This window comes from uncultured Erythrobacter sp., from assembly GCF_947499705.1.
GTDB lineage: Bacteria > Pseudomonadota > Alphaproteobacteria > Sphingomonadales > Sphingomonadaceae > Erythrobacter.
In genome coordinates, this window is record NZ_CANMPJ010000001.1 from 439,137 (window position 1) to 458,242 (window position 19,106).

The 19,106-nt window shown below is 60.2% G+C and carries 18 protein-coding genes; 11 read left to right on the top strand and 7 right to left on the bottom strand.

Going from position 1 to position 19,106, the window contains the following annotated elements; genetic code table 11:
- Positions 1–63: 63 nt before the first annotated feature.
- From Q0837_RS01895 to Q0837_RS01915, 5 genes are all read right to left on the bottom strand, one after another.
- Positions 64–279: a hypothetical protein gene (locus Q0837_RS01895; RefSeq protein ID WP_298464544.1), complete on the bottom strand. Its 216-nt coding sequence runs from the start codon at positions 277–279 to the stop codon at positions 64–66.
- Between the two features lie 230 nt (positions 280–509).
- Positions 510–731 (bottom strand): hypothetical protein, encoded by a 222-nt coding sequence (locus Q0837_RS01900; protein ID WP_298464547.1) that lies wholly within the window; start codon positions 729–731, stop codon positions 510–512.
- A gap of 237 nt (positions 732–968) precedes the next feature.
- Positions 969–1,187 (bottom strand): hypothetical protein, encoded by a 219-nt coding sequence (locus Q0837_RS01905; RefSeq protein ID WP_298464550.1) that lies wholly within the window; start codon positions 1,185–1,187, stop codon positions 969–971.
- 380 nt (positions 1,188–1,567) lie between these two features.
- Positions 1,568–3,220 carry an amidohydrolase gene (locus tag Q0837_RS01910; protein ID WP_298464553.1) on the bottom strand — a complete coding sequence of 551 codons (1,653 nt, stop codon included), beginning with the start codon at positions 3,218–3,220 and terminating at the stop codon, positions 1,568–1,570.
- 11 nt (positions 3,221–3,231) lie between these two features.
- On the bottom strand, positions 3,232–4,131 hold the full coding sequence (locus Q0837_RS01915) for an NAD(P)-dependent oxidoreductase (RefSeq protein ID WP_298464555.1): 900 nt from the start codon (positions 4,129–4,131) through the stop codon (positions 3,232–3,234).
- 136 nt (positions 4,132–4,267) lie between these two features.
- On the opposite strand from Q0837_RS01915, the gene Q0837_RS01920 reads away from it, so the two are divergent.
- The 4 genes from Q0837_RS01920 (at position 4,268) to Q0837_RS01935 (ending at position 12,973) form a co-directional block, all read left to right on the top strand.
- Entirely contained in the window at positions 4,268–5,506 is a 1,239-nt protein-coding gene (locus Q0837_RS01920) for a threonine ammonia-lyase (protein WP_298469721.1), read from the top strand.
- Between the two features lie 227 nt (positions 5,507–5,733).
- Positions 5,734–6,579, top strand: coding sequence for an arginyltransferase (locus Q0837_RS01925; protein ID WP_298464558.1), 846 nt, complete (start codon positions 5,734–5,736; stop codon positions 6,577–6,579).
- A gap of 8 nt (positions 6,580–6,587) precedes the next feature.
- Complete coding sequence (locus tag Q0837_RS01930; protein WP_298464560.1) at positions 6,588–8,750, top strand: autotransporter assembly complex family protein; 2,163 nt, start codon at positions 6,588–6,590, stop codon at positions 8,748–8,750.
- Complete coding sequence (locus tag Q0837_RS01935; RefSeq protein WP_298464562.1) at positions 8,750–12,973, top strand: translocation/assembly module TamB domain-containing protein; 4,224 nt, start codon at positions 8,750–8,752, stop codon at positions 12,971–12,973. The genes Q0837_RS01930 and Q0837_RS01935 overlap by 1 nt, the downstream gene beginning before the upstream one ends.
- On the opposite strand, the gene Q0837_RS01940 is transcribed toward Q0837_RS01935, so the two are convergent.
- Positions 12,970–13,572: a lysozyme gene (locus Q0837_RS01940; RefSeq protein WP_298464564.1), complete on the bottom strand. Its 603-nt coding sequence runs from the start codon at positions 13,570–13,572 to the stop codon at positions 12,970–12,972. The two genes, Q0837_RS01935 and Q0837_RS01940, sit on opposite strands and share 4 nt — an antisense overlap.
- Positions 13,573–13,868: 296 nt before the next feature.
- Between Q0837_RS01940 and Q0837_RS01945 the strand changes: the two genes are divergently transcribed.
- From Q0837_RS01945 to Q0837_RS01970, 6 genes are all read left to right on the top strand, one after another.
- The gene (locus Q0837_RS01945; protein ID WP_298464565.1) at positions 13,869–14,330 is read left to right on the top strand and encodes a T6SS effector amidase Tae4 family protein; all 462 of its coding nucleotides are present in this window, start codon (positions 13,869–13,871) and stop codon (positions 14,328–14,330) included.
- Positions 14,309–14,827 carry a hypothetical protein gene (locus Q0837_RS01950; RefSeq protein WP_298464566.1) on the top strand — a complete coding sequence of 173 codons (519 nt, stop codon included), beginning with the start codon at positions 14,309–14,311 and terminating at the stop codon, positions 14,825–14,827. Before Q0837_RS01945 ends, Q0837_RS01950 begins: the two co-directional genes overlap by 22 nt.
- 54 nt (positions 14,828–14,881) lie before the next feature.
- Positions 14,882–15,640 carry a hypothetical protein gene (locus Q0837_RS01955; RefSeq protein ID WP_298464568.1) on the top strand — a complete coding sequence of 253 codons (759 nt, stop codon included), beginning with the start codon at positions 14,882–14,884 and terminating at the stop codon, positions 15,638–15,640.
- Positions 15,641–15,738: 98 nt separating this feature from the next.
- Entirely contained in the window at positions 15,739–15,942 is a 204-nt protein-coding gene (locus tag Q0837_RS01960) for a helix-turn-helix transcriptional regulator (RefSeq protein WP_298464569.1), read from the top strand.
- A complete protein-coding gene (locus tag Q0837_RS01965) occupies positions 15,942–16,634 on the top strand; it encodes a hypothetical protein (protein WP_298464572.1) in 693 nt (230 codons plus the stop codon). Before Q0837_RS01960 ends, Q0837_RS01965 begins: the two co-directional genes overlap by 1 nt.
- Before the next feature lie 37 nt (positions 16,635–16,671).
- The gene (locus tag Q0837_RS01970; protein ID WP_298464575.1) at positions 16,672–17,328 is read left to right on the top strand and encodes a hypothetical protein; all 657 of its coding nucleotides are present in this window, start codon (positions 16,672–16,674) and stop codon (positions 17,326–17,328) included.
- 30 nt (positions 17,329–17,358) lie between these two features.
- Here Q0837_RS01970 and Q0837_RS01975 read toward each other — a convergent pair whose 3' ends face one another.
- Positions 17,359–18,528 carry a helix-turn-helix transcriptional regulator gene (locus Q0837_RS01975; RefSeq protein ID WP_298464578.1) on the bottom strand — a complete coding sequence of 390 codons (1,170 nt, stop codon included), beginning with the start codon at positions 18,526–18,528 and terminating at the stop codon, positions 17,359–17,361.
- 217 nt (positions 18,529–18,745) lie between these two features.
- Here Q0837_RS01975 and Q0837_RS01980 point away from each other — a divergent pair, with 217 nt between their 5' ends.
- Positions 18,746–19,072, top strand: coding sequence for a hypothetical protein (locus Q0837_RS01980; RefSeq protein ID WP_298464581.1), 327 nt, complete (start codon positions 18,746–18,748; stop codon positions 19,070–19,072).
- Positions 19,073–19,106 lie beyond the last annotated feature (34 nt).

The following is a 19,106-nucleotide window of genomic DNA, read 5'->3' on the forward strand; positions in this document are numbered from 1 at the left end:
CTCAAAGCAACAAAAAAGGGGCCCCGAACCGGAGCCCCTTTCCAATTCCAATTCGGATCAGTCTTATGGGCTGACCGCGTCGTCATCATCATCGGAGATGATGATAATGGCTGCAACCACAGCTGCGACCCCCAAGATGGTGAGAAGGATGCCACTGGTGCCTTCAAGGTTTTCGCCTTCGATCGGTGCAGATGACCGATCCAGCGAGGCTTCGGCCACGACTGGAGCTGCGGTAAGAGAAAGGGCGGCTGCCCCGAGCGCAAATGAGCGCAGTTTCATAAGTATTGCCTCCTGTTGGGGGTTTATGGTCGCTCCGAATCGGAGAATAAACCGCTCAACAAGAACAGACAACGGTTCGAAACGACTGTGAACCCCCTTTTGCCGTCAAAGTGGAGGTACATTACTAGAGCCCATGACCAGAACTCACTGGACGGGTGTCGTGCAGCGGAAGCCCGCCAAAAGAAAAGGGCCCCAAAAGAGGCCCTTTTCGAATTCAGTTTTGGTCTGACTTAGGGGCTGACTGGCTCGTCTTCATCGTCGTCGTCATCGGCAATGATGATGATACCAGCGATCACGGCTGCTGCCGCGAGGATCGCGATCAAGATGCCGTTACCTTCGAGGCTTTCACCCTCGATAGGCGCGGATGAACGGTCGAGGGTTGCCTGTGCAACGACCGGAGCCGTAACGAGAGAGATGGCTGCCGTTGCCAAGGCAGCGCTACGCAGTTTCATAGTGAGTCTCCATGTTTGAGATCTTCTTATGGTCGCTCTGCGCAGAATAAGTCGGATGAGACGTTGTGACAACCGATAGGCCAAGCGGCAGGCGGGGCCCAGCTTTGCCTCAAACCGCTTCGTCTCAATACTCTAAATTGTAACAGAATTTCGAGGCTGCCGAATCGGTGCAAAACGAATCGCCATAAAAAAAGGGGCCCCGCTAGGAGCCCCTTTGGAATTCTATGTCTGTCGGCCTTATGGGCTGACTGCGTCGTCATCGTCGCCGTCTGCAGCGATGATGATGCCGGCGATGATGGCAGCAGCTGCCAGGATCGCGATGATGATGCCCGAACCACCTTCGAGGCTTTCACCTTCGACAGGTGCCGAAGAGCGATCGAATGAGGCTTCTGCGACAGCAGGAGCAGCAGCAAGCGAGAGGGCTGCGGTTGCCAGGGCAACGTTACGCAATTTCATTTTAGTCTCCTAATTGAGCTCTTTTTTAACCGTGTTGCCGTGATGAATAGGGCACAGAGGTTGTTCTGACAACCCCAAACTTTGCATACCAATCGATCAAAGCGCGATATCGAACCGTTTCAAATCAATACTTTACGAGAACTGTGTCCATTATGCATCGATTTGGAGACACCTCGATCCTGCCAAAAATGTGCACATGCACAATATCAAGCATGGTGATTCACAAACGACTCAGTGGAAGCAACCCTTCGTTCTTTTCTTGCCTCTGACGTAATTCCATGACTGAATTATGAAAATTTCTGTCACGGATAGCGACCGAGCAACACTACGTAGCCAGCCTTAACCGCCGAGTAACGGGTTTCACTTCGCCTGCGGGACGCTCAGTTGGCGAGAACCCGCTCGCCTCCCACCCACACTTCGTGGATGCGCGTTTCGCGAATATCGCTCGGTGACGCGAGCATTGGATCGCGGTCCACGAGAAGGAAGTCCGCTCGCTCGCCCGGAACCAGACGTCCGAATCGACCATCAGCAAAGCCTGCGAAGGCGGCATCGGCAGTGAATGCCTTGAGTGCCTGCTCGCGGCTCACGGTCTCTTGTGCGCGCCAGCCCCCGAATGGCTGACCGTTCTCGTCTGTCCGGCTGATCGCGACCGCAATCCCGGCAAACACATCGGCGGGCTCGACCGGAGCGTCAGAACCAAATGCCAGCATGCCGCCGGCTTCGAGCACACTGCGCCACGCATAGGCCCCACCAAGCCTATCCGGCCCTAGCCGCGCCTCCGCCATCGTCCGGTCAGAGGTCTGGTGCAGAGGCTGCATCGAGGCGATGACGCCATGCTTGCCGAACCGCTCCAGCTCAGTGGGGTCGACGATCTGCGCGTGTTCGATCCGCCAACGCCGATCGCCTGTATAGGTGTCCGACAATTCCTCAATTGCCATGAGCACATCGGAGTTGGCCGCGTCACCGATCGCGTGAATCGCCGTCTGGAAATTCTCGAGCGCGGCGCGGCTCATCAGGTTGCGCAATTGCGCGGGCCTGAGCAGCGGAAGACCGCTCGTGCTGGGTTCATCCTCATAGGGTTGCTTGAGCGTCGCCCCGCGTGAACCCAACGCGCCGTCGAGATACAGTTTGATCCCATTGAGCCGTAGCTTGTCGTCATACAGCCACGGCGTCGGTCCGGAGCCGCCGATCAGTTCCATCGCCTCCGGACTGGTCGCGTAGGACATGATGCGGACCTTTAGCTGGCCCAGATCACCGGCGCGGCGGAAGGTCTGCCAGTTTTCGATAGAGGTGCCCATATCGGCAACAGCGGTGATGCCGTTTTCAAGCAGGATGCGCTGCGACATTGCCAGGGCGGCGTCACGATCCTTGGGACGCGGTGCCGGAACCACCGCATTGATGTAATTCTCGGCGGCATCGACAAACACGCCGGTCGCTTCACCATCGGCAGAACGGATAATACGGCCCCCTTCGGGATCGGGTGTGTCGGCATCGACGCCCGCGAGGGTGATCGCAGCGGAGTTTGCCCATCCAGCGTGGCCATCGACCCGGTTCAGCCAGACGGGGCGGTCCGAAACGACCGAGTCCAACTCGGCAGCGGTTGGGAACCGGCCCAGTCCCCATTTTTCCTGATTCCAGCCACGGCCCAGAATCCAAGGTCGGCCAGGATTCTCTTCCGCAAATTGCTTCACCTTGGCGAGCGCGTCCTCGAGCGATGACGTGTCGGACAGGTCAAGCGTCAGCGCGCCGAAACCGATCTGCAAGACGTGTACGTGCGCGTCGATCAGGCCGGGAAGCATGACCTTGCCTTCGCCGTCCATCGCAAAATCGATATCGGTCGGGCGTGCGTCGCCGCGTTCGAGAACCTGCGTGATGCGACCTTCATCGTCGAACACGATGCCGGTGAAACGCTGAACTGCGCCGTCTTCACCGATAGTGACGCCATCGACATTGTCGACGAGCGTGTCGGCGGAGGCGGGAAGGGCCGTCAGAGCGGCAAGCGCCGCCAGTGCGGAAGTGAACGTCCGGATCATGGGTTTCCTTGTCATTTCTTGATCTGAGGCAAGCGCGTGATGAGCGCGCTCGTGTCGCGGCGCCCGCCACCTTGCGCCTGCACATCGGCATAGAATTGGTCGACCAGTGCACTGATCGGTGATGACAGGCCGAGCCGTTTGGCTTCATCGAGCGCGTAGCCCAAATCCTTGCGCATCCAGTCGATGGCGAAGCCGAAATCGAACTCGCCTGCGGTCATGGTCGCCCAGCGATTGTCCATCTGCCAGCTCTGCGCCGCGCCTCCGGATATCGCTTCATAGGTCTTGTCGAGATCGAGCCCAGCCGCTTCGGCCAGCCGGATTGCTTCGGACAGGCCGCCAAGCACGCCTGCAATACACATCTGGTTTGCCATCTTGGCAGTCTGGCCTGCGCCGGTCGGTCCGACATGGACGATGGATTTGGCGTAGCATTGCATCACCGGTTCAGCGCGCGCCATGGCCTCGGCAGTTCCGCCGCACATGATCGCAAGCTGCCCGTTCTCCGCGCCAGCTTGTCCGCCGGACACAGGGGCATCGACTGCCGCAATCCCCAGCGCGCCGCACTTGGCCGCGAGCTGGCGCGCCATATCGGCGGAGACCGTTGTGTGATCGACCAACAGCGATCCCTTACGCATGGTCGTCAGCACGCCGTCGTCGCCAAGCGTCACCGCTTCCAGGTCTTCGTCGTTCCCGACGCAGGTGAAGACAATCTCAGCGTCTCTGGCCGCCGCTGCCGGGGTTGCTGCAAAAGCAACCTCCAATCCTTCGCCCGACCACCGTTCGTGCCAGCGTTCGGCGCGTTCGGGAGACCGGTTATAGGCCGTTACCATATGGCCGGCACGGGCGAGGTGGCCGGTCATCGGACCGCCCATCACGCCCAGGCCGATAAAGGCTACTCGCTTGCTTTCGCTCATGCTTGCCGCCCTAGTCATTAAAGCCCGCCTTGCCAACGCGTGTACAATCTCTTGGCAATTGCTTCGAGCCGTTGCCCTGGCGTCGCGGAGCGCCTAATCCGGCGCCCCTATGAGCACCAAACCAGCCTCAGCCGTAATGGCCAGCGAATCGACCGCGACCGTGGCCGACCTAACCATCGATGATGTGCGCGCAGCCGCTGCGCGCATCGACGGCGCGGTGGTCAAGACACCGATGATGCACTCGATTACGCTATCCGAGATCACTGGTGCAGAGGTTTGGCTCAAGTTCGAAAACCTACAATTCACCGCAGCCTATAAAGAGCGCGGGGCGCTCAATGCGCTGTTGCATCTGACCGAAGAGCAGAAACAGCGCGGTGTCATCGCGGCTTCGGCGGGCAATCACAGTCAGGGGCTTTCCTATCACGGCACCCGGCTTGGTGTGCCGGTGACCATCGTTATGCCGAAGACAACGCCCACGGTTAAGGTCATGCAGACCGAGAGCGTAGGCGGGAATGTTGTGCTTCACGGTGAGACATTCGACGAAGCCCACGCTCATGCGCGCGAACTCGAAGCCGAACGCGGGCTGACTTTCATCCACCCGTTCGACGATCCGCATGTTGCAGCTGGGCAGGGCACAACCGCGCTCGAAATGTTAGATGTTAAGCCCGACCTTGATTGCCTGGTCACCCCGATCGGTGGCGGCGGACTCATTTCCGGCATGGCAACTGTTGCGAGGGCGACCAACCCGGACATCGAAGTGGTCGGTGTGCAGGCTGGCCTGTTTCCGAGCATGTTCGCGAAGATCAAGGGTGAAGAGCGTGATTGCGGCGGCGACACTCTGGCCGAAGGGATTGCTGTCAAAAAGCCGGGCACCTTCACCAGCAAGGTAATCGCTGAAAAGGTCGATGACATCTTGCTGGTCGATGAGCCTGCGCTGGAAAAGGCGGTCGCTCTTCTGCTTCAGATCGAGAAGACCGTTGTCGAAGGCGCTGGTGCGGCGGGACTGGCGGCCGTGCTCAGCAACCCTGAGCGATTCAAAGGCAAGACCATCGGCTTGGTGCTGTGCGGCGGCAACATTGACACTCGGCTGCTCGCCAACGTTTTACTACGCGATCTCGCCCGTCAGGGTCGCCTGGCTCGCCTCCGCGTAACGCTGCAGGATCGCCCCGGTGCGCTGTTCAAGGTCATGCGCCTGTTCGACGCGCACAACGTCAATATCATCGAGATATACCACCAACGGATTTTCACGACGCTGCCGGCGAAGGGCCTGATCACCGACATCGAATGTGAGGCGCGCGATGCCGAGCAGGTCGAGCGTCTCGTCGAGGCGCTGCGAGAGAATGGTTACGCGGTGCAGATGGTTGAACTCAACTAACTCTATCCGAATCGAGATTGGTGCGGCGAAGGCTCGATTGACTAAATATCGGGTTTTTCTGCAAAAAGGGTCCAAATCGGCTCCAATCGCTGCGCCAGTTTGTGCAAACTAAGCCATTATTCACCCTGTTTTGTGGTTAAGGGTCTTTTACCGCGCAACCCGAGCAGGCATAAGAATGCCTTAACAAAAACACCCCGATTCCCCCGCGAGAGGACTCAGCCAGACCCGTGACGGCACCGATCCGCTTCCCCCGTTTCTTTGTGACCAGCCCTGCGCCGTGCCCCTATTTGCCGGGCCGCAGTGAGCGTAAGGTGTTCACCGAGCTTAAGGGTGCGCACGCGGATCAGTTGAACGAGGCATTGGGGCGTATCGGCTTTCGCCGGAGCCAAACCGTCGCCTATCGCCCGAGCTGCCTCGATTGTCAGGCCTGTGTTTCGGTCCGCGTCGTGGCGCGTGAATTCAAAGCGTCCAACACGCAGAAGCGCGATATCAAACGCAATTCCGATCTGGTCGTAACCGAATGCCGCCCTTGGGCGACCGATGAGCAGTTCGAGCTGCTGACCAAGTATCTCGGCGTGCGTCATCCCGATGGCGGAATGTCGGCGATGGATGAACTCGACTATGCTGACATGGTCGAACACACGCCTGTCACCAGCACATTGGTTGAGTATCGCGAGCCGACTGCGGATGGTTCACCGGGCAAGTTGGTAGGGGCCTGCCTGACCGATCGCCAGGGCGATGGCCTGTCGATGATCTATTCGTTTTACGACCCAACACATGAAGGGCGCGCCGGTCTGGGCAACTACATCATCCTTGATCACATTCAGCGCGCTGCTGCCGACAGTCTGCCCTATGTCTATCTCGGCTATTGGGTCGAAGGCAGCCCGCGCATGCAGTACAAGGTGCGCTATCGCCCGCTCGAAAGGCTGACTCGAGAGGGCTGGCAGCGGATGGATTGCGATGAACAGAGCCGTTTGATCGCCGCAGCGACTGCTCCGCGACAAAAACTCGATGGTACAATTGGTGGAAGCAGGGGTAAGGACGGGCAACCCGTCAAATTTTCAGCGAGCTAACCACTTTTTTGCGTAAATTCGGTTTCGTATTCGCGGCTTGTTACGCCGCGCACAGCGCGTTGCTTGCAGCGCAGGAACCTCCGCGCTCGCTTGATGAACTGATCCCCGACAGTGCAGTTGAAGACCCGGAAAGCTGGGCAGCCGATGGTGTTGACGATGTTCCGGGCGAGCCTGAGCAATCCGTTCCTGCGGAGACCGCTACCGACACAGTCGAAGCCGATGTGGAAGAAGCTCTCCGGGAAACCATCGATCCGCTTTCAAACGCTTTGGCGCTTCCAGAAACGATCCCGCTGCCCGATCCGCTTGAACCTGACCCCGAGGTCACGGCACTTACGGCAATCGACGCACCAAACCTCGTCGAATTCCCTGACCTTGCCGAAGAAGAGATCAGCAACGAGCTGGTGCTTGCATTTCCGCTGGATCAGTCGCTTTTCCCGGAACGGCGCGAATTTGTCACTCGTTTCACCGCGCTATCGAACATTGAAGCGCTCGAAACGGACGGCGATACATTGCCGCAGCTTGGTGCGCGTGCGCGCGCCGATGAGGACCTGCTGCTCGAGACCCTGCGCACCTATGGCTATTACGACGCCGAGGTAGTGCGGCAATTGTCGGGCGGCCGGCGCAATGGAGACGGCGCCGAAGCCGCGACGGATCCGCGCGTACGTTTCGATGTGATACCGGGCCAGCGCTATGTGTTCGGTGATATCGATCTTGGGTTGTTGGACGAGCTGCCCAGCCCGGACGGCGAAGAGTTTCGGAGTGTCTTCGCCATCCAGCCTGGTGACCCACTCTATGCCGACAGAATTGTCGAGCGCCGTGTCGATCTCGATTTGGCACTCGGCGAAGGCGGCTATCCGTTCGCATCGCTCGACGATCCGCAATTGGTGATCGACCACGCGCGTGTTGCAGGCGATTTGACCATGGAGGTCGATCCCGGCGGCAAATATGTCTTCGGCGCGGTCGTCAGCGACAAGCCCGAGTTCCTATCCGGCAAACACCTTGCGCGGATCGCTCGATTTGAGCCAGGCGAAACCTATCGCCGCAGCCTCGAAACCGACCTTCGCCGCGCTGTGCAGGCAACCGGTCTTGTCTCCAGCATCGCCATCGAACCACGAGAGATCACCCCGCCGCAAGGCGATGAACCAGGCCAGGTCGCGCTCGACGTTTCGCTCGAAAAGGCACCGCTTCGCACGATTTCCGGAGCCATCGGCTTCGGCACAGAGGAAGGGGTGCGGCTCGAAGCGGCGTGGGAGCATCGCAACCTGTTCCCGCCCGAAGGCGCGCTCAGGCTGCGCGGGATATTGGGCACGCGTGAGCAGCTCGGCAGCATCACGTTCCGCAAGAACAACTTCCTTGCGCGCGATCAGGTTCTGACGGTCGATGCCTATGCCAGCGATCTCGACACTGAAGCGATTGAAGCCCGCACGGTCGCGCTGCGCGGAACGTTCGAGCGCCTGTCCAATCTGCTGTTCCAGAAGGAATTGAGCTGGGCGGTCGGCGCCGAGGTACTGTGGAGCGATGAGCGCAACGCGACCTTCGTCACAGCCCAAGCGCCGCGCGAGCAATACCTCATCGCCGGTCTGTTCGGGCGCGCCACGATCGATACCAGCGATGACCTTCTCGACCCGAGCAGCGGCTTCCGGGTGACCGGCTCTTTGGCGCCCGACGTGTCGCGATCCAATGATGTGACCAGTTTCTACGTCCGTAACGGGGTCGATGCGCGGTACTATCAGTCGGTCGGCAGCACGGTGGTCGCTGCCCGTGCCAATGTGGCGAGCATCGTCGGTGCCGATACCTTCGATATCGCGCCCTCACGCCGTCTCTATGCGGGTGGTGGCAGCTCGGTGCGGGGATATGCATTCCAGGCCATCGGCCCGCGCGACGCCAATGGTGAACCTATCGGTGGACGTTCGCTGGTCGAATTCTCACTCGAAGCGCGGATCGAAACCGGCTTTCTCGACGGGGCGCTCGAAGTCGTGCCATTTGTCGATGCAGGTTCAGTATCGACAAGATCGACTCCCGACTTCGGTGTGATCCGCGTCGGCGCCGGGGTTGGGGTGCGTTACAAGACAAATTTCGGGCCGATCCGGGTCGATGTGGGCGTTCCGCTCAACCCCGATGAGTTTGACAGCCCTATCGCGGTCTATGTCAGTCTTGGTCAGGCATTCTGATGACGGAGGAAGTCGAAGCCGTCTCCGCACCTGAAGAGCAACCAGAGCGCAAGCGTAAACGGCGCTGGGCCAAACGGCTGGGCTGGGTGATCGTCATTCTCGCATTGCCATTTGTGCTGGCTGCGGCATTTCTTAGCACCCCGATTGGCAAGCGTCTCATTGCCGATCAGATCGCGCAGGTCGCGCCAGCATCGGGCTTGCGATTCGAGGTCGGACGGATTGAAGGCGACGTGTACAACACGGCGGTGCTACACGATGTCGTGGTGCTCGATCCCAAGGGTGAGTTCCTGACCATCCCCGAAGTCGCGCTGGATTGGCGTCCCCTGTCATGGCTGTGGAGCGGACTCGATATCCGTGAAGTCAGCGCGCGGCGCGGGAGGCTGTCGCGCCTGCCCGAATTGTTACCGGGAGATCCAGATGCGCCGCTGCTGCCCGATTTCGATATTCGGGTCGACAAGCTGGCCGTGGAGAACCTCGTGATTGCCGAGGGCATCGCGACAGAAGAAGCGCAGCGTGTCGATCTTTCCGCAAAGGTCGATATTCGATCGGGCAGAGCGTTTATCGAGGCCGATGGCAAGCTTGGCGCCGAAGATCGCATTGCGCTATTGCTCGACGCTGAGCCGGACGGCGACAGGTTCGATCTGGAAGTCGACTACGTTGCGCCCGCCGGGGGTGTGATTGCGGGGCTGACCGGGCTGGATGCCGGCTATGATGCAAAGATCGTGGGCGACGGCACGTGGAGCGATTGGCTCGGCCACGCGTTGGTAACCCGTTACCCGCCGACAATCGAGGCAAGCGGCGGTGAGCGCGTTGCAGCATTCCAGCTGACCAACCGCGCAGGCAACTACGGGCTGCTCGGGCAGGTCACACCTGCGCTCGACGATGGTGGATTGGTGGACCGAGCGTTTGGCGATGCGCTGTCGCTCGCTCTGACCGGGACGCTGGAAGAAAGCATGTTCGACGGCCGGATCGCAGCGGTGAGCGACGCGCTTGATGCGCGGGGTTCGGGAGCGGTGGACCTCGCGGGGAACAGCTTTGACGGGTTCTCTGTGACCGCGCTGATGCGCGATCCCGACTTGCTTGGTGGAGGCGTCACGCTGGCAAATGCGCGGCTTGAAGGCACTCTTGATGGCGCGTTCCGCGACCTCACAATTCCTCACCGACTGACCGCGTCCGAGCTCGCAATTGGTGGGGCGCTTGCGATTGAAGGTCTCGCACAGAGCAGCACTGCTCGACTGCAGGATGGAGTCTTCACCATGCCATTGCAGGTCGGCGCAGCGCGGGTGACGAGCGGGGTTGAATTGGTCGATGCGCAATTGATTGGCGGCGCACTGACGGGGACGCTTCGTTATGCCGATGGAAAGCTGACATCCGACGATGCGCGCGTCACTTTCCCCGGTCTCGCGGCAAATCTGGCATTGCGCGGCGACACCATTACCGGGGCCTATGCGGTGGCTGGGCCGGTAACTGCGAGCGGACTTGATCTCGAAGGCATCGGCAAGGCGAATGGCAATGCCAAGCTGATTGCCAAATTCGGCACGCGCATCCCGTGGAGCGTACGCGCCAATGTCGCTGGCGTGTTGACCGACGTGCGCAACGAAAGCGTCGCCACGGTCGCAGGCGAGCAACTGCGCTTCCGCGGAGCGTTCGGCATGGGCGGCAATCAGCCAATCGTCCTGCGCGATGTCGAACTGGAGAGCGATACGCTAACCGCACAGCTCGATAGCCAGATCCGCGGCGGTACGACCACGCTGGCTGGCGGCGGTCGGCATGCTGAATACGGCCCATTCACAGTCGATGCGGCATTCAATGTAGATGGCCCGCGCGCGACCTTGGTGTTCGCGGACCCGCTGCCTGCCGCTGGACTGACCGACGTGCGGGTTGCGCTTGCACCAAGCGGCAACGGGTTTGCGCTCGACGTAACGGGCGGATCGCTGCTCGGTCCGTTCGAAGGGGCGCTGGGACTGGTGCTCCCCGCCGATGCACCGACGCGGATAGATATCGACCGTCTCAGTGTTTTCCGCACCGCTGTGAGCGGCGCATTGACCCTGCGCGATGGCGGGGTTGCCGGCGGTCTCGCTTTGTCCGGAGGCGGACTCGATGGAACGCTTGCGCTGGCTCCTAACGCTGCGGGGGCGCAAGGCTTTGAACTTTCCGCAACCGCAACCCGCGCGCGCTTTGATGGACCGACAGCGCTGAGCATCGCCGATGGCGATATTTTCGCGCGCGGCACGTTTGGCGGTGAAACCAATGAGATATTTGCGGACGTCAATGGCACCGGTCTCGAGTATGGCGGGCTGAGCATCGCTTACTTCGCCGCCAAGGCAGCCATCGAAGACGGTGCGGGCAGCGTGCTGGGATCGATCGCCGGTCGCCGTACGGACCGCTTCGCACTCAAATTCGACGGAGACATCGCGCCGGAACGGATCGCGCTGTTGGCGCGCGGGGAATATGCAGGGCGCCGCATCACCATGCCCCGTCGTGCCGTGCTGACTGCGCTCGATGATGGTGGCTACAGGCTAGCGCCGAGCCAGATTGGGTTCGCCGACGGTTTCGCAATTCTCGAAGGGACGGTGGGCGGACCGCAAACTGCGATCGAGGCCAAGTTGGCCGAGATGCCGCTGCGACTGGCCGACCTCGCAGCGGGCGACTTGGGGCTTGGTGGCAAGCTGTCTGGTGTCGCAACCTACCGCCAAGGAGCAACCGGACCGCCAACTGGCAATGCCCGGCTTCGGATCGACGGGTTTAGCCGAGCTGGCCTGATCCTGTCGTCCAAGCCGATCAATGTGCTGAGCGTGATTGAGCTTGACAGCGACCGCCTAACCGCTGCCGCGCGCCTGTCTGAAGATGGGCAGCGGCTCGGGCGGCTTGATGCACGCATCACCGGGCATGGCGGCGGTAGCGACCTTGTCGGGCGGATCATGCGCGGGCGGCTTGATGCCAAGCTTGCCTATGATGGTGCAGCGGAGGCGCTGTGGCGGCTGGCAGCGATCGAGACATTCGACCTCACCGGCCCGCTGGCCGTGACCGCTCAGGCCACAGGATCGCTCAACAATCCGCGCCTGTCCGGTTCGCTCGCCAGCGATGCATTGCGGTTGCAGAGTGCCATCACGGGTACCGACGTTGCAGACATCACCGCACGTGGACGATTTGCCGGATCACGGCTGGTCCTGTCCCGCTTCGCCGGTACCCCGCGCGGCGGCGGTTCGGTTAGCGGCAGCGGGACGATTGATCTTTCCGGCATGAGCGCGACCCGCGGTCCCCAGATTGACCTGCGTGCGGCTGTCAACCGCGCGCGCATCCTCGACACTGCGGGCCTCAATGCCACGATCACGGGGCCGCTGCGGATCGTCTCCAGCGGCAGCGGCGGAACCATCGCAGGCAAGGTGCGGGTCAATCGCGCGTTCTGGCAGCTTGGCACGGCAGCCGAGGACATGAGCCTGCCGCGCATCGCGACGCGTGAGATAAACCGAGCAGAGGGCGGCGCCACTGCGCGAGGCGGCAACTCCTCATCCTGGCGCTACCTTGTAAACGCCAACGCGCCCGGCAGGATCGAAGTCGACGGCCTGGGTCTCGACAGCGAATGGGCCGCCGATATCGCTTTGCGCGGGACGGTCGACGACCCAAGGATCGGCGGCGAAGCCAGATTGGTGCGCGGCGATTATTCCTTCGCCGGTGCCCGGTTCGAACTGACGCGCGGGCGCATCAATTTCAACGAGAACGAGCCGATCGATCCGCGGCTGGACATCGCCGCCGAAACTGCGCGCAATGGCACCGATGTTACTGTGACGATTACGGGACGATCTCAGGCACCGCGTGTCGCTTTGTCTTCCGAACCCGATCTGCCGGATGAAGAGATCCTAGCGCAATTGCTGTTCGGTGGCTCGGTGACCACACTCTCGGCTACCGACGCGGTGCAATTGGCGGCGGCGCTGGCAGCGCTGCAGGGGGGCAGCGGTTTGGACCCGATTGGCAGCCTGCGGCGATCAATCGGGCTCGATCAGCTGCGTATCGTCGCCGCTGACCCGGCCATTGGGCAGAACACGGGAGTGGCGCTGGGCAAGTATCTGGGACGCCGCGTCTATGTCGAACTGGTCACGGACGGGCAGGGCTATAGCGCCACCCAGTTGGAGTACCGCGTCACGAGTTGGCTTGCGCTGCTCGGCACTGTTTCGACCATCGGAAGAGACAGCGTTCTCGCGGAGATATCGCGCGACTATTAGCGCTGGTACAATTCCGCCTCGGCCTCCCGCCGCCTGACCAAGCCTTTCATCACCCGTCCACCGGCCTTGTTCCAGCGCGCGAATTCTCGCGCAGCGCCGGAGTAGTCGAGCGCATTGTGCTTCTTAGTCAGGGTAGCGCGCGCAATCGCGCCGGTGTTGTAGTGAAAGCTGACCAGCGCATCGAATTGCGCTTGCGTCGTCGGGGTATCGCCAATCGCACGGGCCACATCGGCAGCGTAGCGCTTCAGATCGTCTGCAAGCCGTTCGTCGCATTGCGCCTGAGTCCAGACGGTGCCGGGTCCGATGCTTAAGTCTGGCTCTAATCCCTTACCAGTCGCGCCCCAGCCAATGGTCCAGGGTTCGCCTCCGGTTCCGGGGTCAGGATAGGCTTCGATCAAGCCATCGCGGCGCTTGCGGGAGCAGCCTTCAAAGGCCTTGATCAGCGCTGTTCCCGCATCGCCAATTCGCCGCGAATTGCGCGTCCTACGCGTTACCTTGGGGACCGAGACGATTGGGGCGCTGGATGCACTCGTGGTGTCCTGTGCAGGCGGGGCTGACCCTTCGAGTAGCTTGTCGATGGTGTCGTCAAGCGTTCTCACTTCAGCCTGCGTAAATCTGCGCCCGAGGATCCGTCTAATCGCGTCGAAAAGAGGGGAGCGTTCTGGTTTCGGGGAGTTGATCGGGGCATTCATTGGGGACCTCGCAAGCGGGGGAAGCGAAATTCGAGGTCGGGCAAGTAGACACAATCATGGCGAGTAGGAAAATGGTTTGGCGTGGTCCGGTCAAATCGAGCTAAAAAAACAGACCTAGCGATGCGCAGTCGATCTGATACGTTGCGCCCCATAACAGCCGGTCGCGACTGGTTTGTTTCCAATGTGATGGAGGTGTGTGGACCATGTCACGTTTTGACTTGCTTTGGGATGCCCATCCCGGGCGGGATTTTGTCTGCGATGCGACGCTGTTCGGCAATCAATGCGCGATGCGCATCGGTGTCGCTTTGCGATCGATCGGCGCGCAGCTGACCGGGCTGAAGACCTGCGTCACTTATGATCGCCGCAAATTTGCCAGCCACCAGCCGGGGCACACACGCTCGGCGCAGGAAGTCGCCAATCACTTCTACCGCGTGACCAAGGGCAAGGGGTTGGATGCCAAATCGTTCCGCATCTACACTGGCAGTATGACCGACAATATGGACACGCTGAAGGATAAGAGCGGGATGCTCTTCATCATGAATGGCTGGGGCAGCACCGACCATATCGACGTGTGGAAGGGCAATGGAACGACCGGCGAGTTGAAGGGCGGGCAGTCCGACTATTTTGGAAGGGGCTCTCAGGTATGGCTTTGGGAATTCGACTAGGCCTTCTTCTATCCTTGCCTCTGGCCGCCTGTGCTCCAGACGGGCAGGCGCAGAACGAGCAGCCAAGTGATGATGGCGCGGTGAGCGAGCCCGCAGAAGCAGCCGGGATCCAGAGTGTCGCCATCGCAGGAGTGGAGATCGAGCTGGTCGAGTTGGGCCGGACCTGCGGCGTGCTTGTCGAAGGCGAGCAGATCGAATTGAGCCTTCCGCCGCCCTGCCGTTTGCTGGCCCGGGGCAATACGGGGTCGGCGACGGTTGAGGATTATGGTGAGGCGGGCGCGGTGGTGCTGATTGCCGGGCCATTGGCGGCGCAAGGCGACTATGCGCTATCCGAAGATCGCAATCCCCAGGACCAATGCTCCCACATCGCGCAATCCTTGCTGGTCAAGGACGGTGCGGTCGTCGTGGGTGAGCCAATGGTCGAATCGTTGGGGTTCTGCAGCAATGCAGCACCCGATGAGAAATTCTATTACGGGATCGCACATCCGGAGGGTTGAGGTCGGCGCGGTGCGTTCGCCGCCTCCTATCCTCCTGACACAACATTGTCTCTTATGCCTCTGTTTCGATCGAAGCCGCCGATAGACCAAGACGAATTCGAATGGCTGCTGGCGTGCTTCGCCTGGCTGCGCACCGTCTTGAGCGATGCGGAAATCCGGCCTGAGTTCGTTTTGCCTGACAATCCCAAACTGCTGTCAGCACGCACCGGACCGGAATTGTTCGGCGCAGTGCGCGAACTTGCAGGCATGGAAGAATGGCCGTGCCGGCTAGAAAAGGTCGAAGCTGATGCTGTCGATCCGTATCAGCAGGTCGTGCGCGAAGGCAGTGCTACTTGCGGCACTTTTTCAGTCGAGAATGGTGAAGCGGTGATCCGCTATTCCTCCGCGATGCTGCGCGATCCCGATGCTCTGGCAGCGACCTTCGCGCATGAGCTCTGTCACTTCCTTTTGGTCGAAGCAGGCGATCCGCCAGGCGGCCCGGATCTGCTCGAGCATGCGACTGACTGCGCGGCAGCCTATATCGGTTTCGGGGTCTTGCTCGCCAATTCGGCGCGCACATTTGAACAATGGAGCGATGGTCAGATGTTCGGCTGGCGCTCCTCGGCGAACGGATATCTGTCGGAGCAGAGCCTTGTGACCGCCACCGCGCTTTTCTCAGCCTTGCACGGCTATGACGCGAAAGAGGCGCTGCCAGCGTTGAAGCCGTATCTGCGCGGCGACATGAAGAAAGCTTCCAAAGCCATCGCTCAAACGCACCCAGATCTGGCGGCGTCGCTTGGGGCCATAGACCTGCTTGAATGGAGCTATGGTTAGGCTCGCAACGGGATGTTCCTTGTAAAGACCTCTTGACTGACAAGAGTTCTTTACAGTAAAGACCTCTTTACAGGCACGGCGCTTGTGGAGGCGATTCGTTGGAAAACCGCTTGAAACATCACCGCGAAGGGCGCGGCTGGAGTCAGGGCGAACTTGCCCGCCGGCTCGGCGTTTCGCGGCAGACGATCAATGCGGTCGAAACCGACAAATACGATCCTTCGCTGCCACTGGCGCTGCGCATGTCGAAGCTGTTTGGCGTGAGCGTGCCCGACCTGTTTATCGATCACTGGGAACCGGAATAATGATGGCAATCGAAACGAAACGAGACCAATCGAACCTTTTGGTGCGAGCCGCAAAAGCGCTGTTGCCAGCGGTGGTCATCGGCTTTGTGGCTGGTGTAGGAATAGCGCTGGCATCCAACGCGATGGACTGGGATCTGCCCAGCCTGTTCGAACTGATACCCGACCCGCTCACCGATTGGTCGGTGATCGTGGCTGCACTTTTGGCGATCATATACATTCTGAGTGGATTGCTGGCGGCGCTGGCCACTATAATGCCTGATCGGCTGCACGAGGCGCTCGAAGTTGAGCCTGAAGATATCGAGGACCAACCCGATCTGTATCGCTGGCAGGCGGTAAGTGCGATCGGGTTGGGTCTCGCCATCGGGGTGCTTGTTCTGGCGCAGCCGCTCAACTTGCTCGCACCAATTCCTACCTTCGTGATGTTCGCCCTGTTCGTGGGGCTGGGCATCTGGGGTTATGTTCGCAGCTGGCAGGAAATGGACGAGCTGCTGAAGGCGGTTTCGGCGGAAGCCATCACGCTGGGATATTACCTGATCGTCATTTTCGGTGGCGGCTGGGCGGTGCTCGGGCACCTCGGATTGGCCGGCGGCCCCGAGTTTCTCGATTGGATATCCATTCTTTGGTCGATGATCATCGTCTCGTCGATCTGGACAATGAGCAAACGCGGAATGCTCGATAGTTCGACGACCTGAAGCGCCCCAATCACGTCAAGCAAAAGGCATTCGCGAAATGATGACCCAAGCCAACGAAAAGAACCAAATCCCGTTTATGCGCAAGCTGGTGATCCCGATGATCGCGGGTGGGCTGACGGGGTTCATTTCATCCTTCGCGATTACTTACAATATGGACGGGTGGTTCGGAGAAACGGCCAGTCTGTCCCGTCAGATCGCTGCGGTGGTTGGCGGTCTCTATATGGTGATCGCCATCGGTGTGGGCGTGGGGGCAGCATCCCCTGCGCTGGGGGAGAAGTACCTCAACACCGAAGACGCGGACGAAATCCTCGAAATGCGCAACGTGCTGCTCAATTCGGGAGCAGCCATGGCGCTGTGGGGAGCGGCTCTGATCCTGCTCGCATTCGCAGCGCCGGATGGACCGATACCAACTATGGTCGCTCTGCTTGGAGCGGTAGCAATGTTCGCCGTGGGCAGTTGGCTCGGTTGGCGCTCGCATAAAGCTTCGGACGAATTGTTTGTTGCGGTCAATATGGAGGCCACAGTCTGGGCCTATGTCAGTACGGTGATCATCGGCGGTGGCTGCATGGTCGGCGCGCATCTTGGATTGATGCCCGCGCTCGCACCGCTCGACTGGCTGACGCTCATCTATGTCGTCGGATTGGCGTCTTCATTTATTTCGACAGGACGGCGCGGGATGCTGAAGATCAAGTGACCTCACATCGCCTGGAACGCCGACGATCGCTCAATCTCTCCCGCCTGCCTTGCGGTATTCGCTCGGCGTCTTGCCGGTTTCGCGCTTGAACGCCTTGTAGAAGGAGGAGCGCGCGTTGAAGCCTGCTTCCAGCGCGATTTCCAGCACGGTCTTGTCGCTCTGCAATATCTCGGATTCAGCGGATCGTATCCGCCAGCCGTTGACGTAGTCGAAGAAGCAGGCCCCAAGCGTTTCGTTGAGTGTTTGCGAAATGTGGTTGGGCGAAACCAGCGTGTGCCGGGCTAGCTTGTTGAGCGACAGGCTGGGATCAAGATACAGCTGGTCGCGCTCCATTGCGTGTTTGATCTTGGCAGCGATGCGCTGGGCCTGGTCCTCTCCAAGAGCTGAGCGTTGATACTTTTCACCTTCAGTTTCTGGACTGGCTGGGTCAGGATCGCACAAGTCTTCATCCTCGACATAGTCGCCTTCGAAACCGGGGCGCTGCGACAGGCCGAGCAGGCCGAGCGACCAAACCAACAGCAGGAACAAGGCCGCGCCGACCTCGCGAGGCATGATTTTTACCTGACCCACATTCTGCGCCAGCAAGGTGACCAGCGCTGCGATCCATACGACTATGAAGACCGCAAGAAAGCCGAATAGCCAACCAAGCCCGCGACCTTCGTGACTGGCGAAATGCGTTTTGATCTTCGCGCGATAGTCGATCAGCCGCCGAACAATTAGAAAAAGATAGACGACCGATTGCGGCATCCAGAACAGGAACAACGCGAAGTGGAACATTCCGATCAGCGCAAATGGGACCGATAGATACCATGGCAGATTGGCGATCTCGTCGAAATACCACTTGCCTCCCGGGCTCACTGCAAACTCGAAAAGGATAACGATCAGCGCGAGAAACCCCGGCAGCAACTGCCACCAGTACCGCCGCTCCATCTGCCATGGCCGCTCGGCCGTCAGCCAGCTGATATAGAACCACAGCAGCGGCGGCATCAGCAGGTAAGCCGGCAGAGTCAGGATGTAGAAGTGGTGGAGCACGGCGGGAGCGAAAGTCTCGACCACCGGACCACCAGACGCAAAGCAGAAGATCACAAACAATCCAGCCAGCAGTAAGTGATTTGGTGAGGCAATTGCCTTTATCGACAAGACACTGATGCAGAAAATCGCCTGCGCAAGTGTCGCGACGACCAGGGCAAGCACGGTCACATCGATCAAGGCTGGTTTCCTCCCGGCTTGGTCAAGTCAGATATAGGCATGACGCCGTTCCGCCAGAAGGCGGCACTGTCCGATCCGTCAGGCGGAGACACGGATTTGTGTCCTCGCCTGCCTCAAGAGACGATCACCTCGCCTGTTTGCGCAAACCTCTTTGCATTCAAACGCAAGGAGTAAACCCATGAGAATTCCTACTATCATTGCTGCGGCGATGCTCACCGTTTCGCCGCTGTCGTTTCAAGCGGCGGCCCGGGCCCAACCTGCCAGCGTGTTATCGGCAGATGCCGAAGCATTCGAATTCCGTCTGAACACGTTCGCGGGCACATCCAAAGAACATCAGGTTCAGCGCCTGAAAGAAGGTGCTGCTGCACACTGCAGCAATATGGCTGATCGCGGTATCCAGGGATATTCGTCGCGGCGCGCATTTGTGAACGCTTGTGCCCGCATGATCGAGGGCGAGTTCATGGCTGAGGTGAAAGCGAGGGCCAGGGCAAAAGAAAAGGGCGCCCGGTTTGCCAGGCGCCCTTCTTCAAATTGATGCCCACCGTCCTCGTGCAGCGAGGCGGTAGTAC